The organism is Rhodococcus yananensis, assembly GCF_020515525.1.
In the GTDB taxonomy this organism is placed as follows: domain Bacteria; phylum Actinomycetota; class Actinomycetes; order Mycobacteriales; family Mycobacteriaceae; genus Rhodococcus; species Rhodococcus yananensis.
In genome coordinates, this window is record NZ_JAIYEP010000163.1 from 1 (window position 1) to 1195 (window position 1195).

Sequence of the window (1195 nt, forward strand, 5' to 3'; positions counted from 1 at the left end):
TCGGATAGCACGGCATCGAACACGCCGCGAAGCGGTGTGTCGAGGTTGTTCCTGAGTCCCTTACGCGTCTCGGTTCCTCGTCGCTCAAGCGTCCTGACGATGCGCCCGCGTGCCCGCTCGCGGAGCCGTTCCGCTGCCCGGTCGGCGACGATCCCTTCAGCCTCCGCGCGCGCTTCGGCACGGGCACGGTTCGACCTCCGCGCCTTCTCTTCGAGGTCTCGCTCGATACCTGCACGGGTGCGATCGGACACCCGCATCACAACCCCGGCGAGCATCCAATCCTCGTCGTCGACCACGGTCCGCCCGTCCAGGATCATGAGCGCCGCGGCGATCTTGAGCCGCGTCAGCATCCGGTGCCCGTCGAGGGGGTCTACGGCTTCCCCCCGCAGCGTCGCGAGGCGGTGCGCGTCCATCGCCGCACGCGCCATCTCCGGAACTTCGAGGTACACCGTCTTGGTCTCCCACCGCGGGAGCCTCACAATGAGCGGCTGCGGGGAGGGCGCGACGTCCGGTGCATCCGGGTCGCCGACCGGCACCCACACGAACCGCTGCGGAGTGCCGCCGTCCGCATCGTGCAGCAGTGCCGCAGCTCGGAGCGGCTGCACGCCGACGACGAGGGACGCTCGGTAGGAGTGCGCAGGCAGCGTCGAGCGCGTGGCTTTCGCGCCGTTGGCAAAGCCGAGTTGCTCGCCCATGTACAGCTTCCGTAGCTCGGGCATGAGTGTCGCGCCCTGCCTCGAGCCGAGCGCGGCGATCGTGTCGACTTCGGGGATGGTGAACAGCGCGCGCGTGCGCTCGTTTGCCTCGTCGGCGTCCGCACCGGCCGGCCGGAACGTGCGCGCGATGCCCTCACCGGAGCCGACGGGGAACTCGGCGAGGTCGTCGAGGGGGCGGCCGGTGTGGTCTACGAACTGCACGGCGTCGCGCGCGGCACCCTCGGCGGCGCCCTTACCGCCGCCGGACGGGCCGACGACCGCGACGAAAAGATTCAGTGACGCCGCCGCGCCAACGGTCGGCGGCAGCTTCACGTTGGGTTCGACGGATGCCACCGCACGGGCGAGGACGGCGGCGAGGACGGCCCACGGTCCGGCGCGACGCGAGCGCGCGAATTCGAGTATGCGCGTGAGGGATTCGCGGCATTCCCAGAACGTGGCGGTGGTCGGGAGTTCTGTCACGGTCACGCTGCCACCCCCTC

Annotated in this window: 1 protein-coding gene; it reads right to left on the reverse strand. The window is 70.5% G+C overall.

The window, feature by feature from the left end; translation table 11 throughout:
• A partial coding sequence (locus LDQ05_RS19570; protein ID WP_226438614.1) for a hypothetical protein occupies positions 1-1181 on the reverse strand: 1181 nt, incomplete at its 3' end.
• Positions 1182-1195 lie beyond the last annotated feature (14 nt).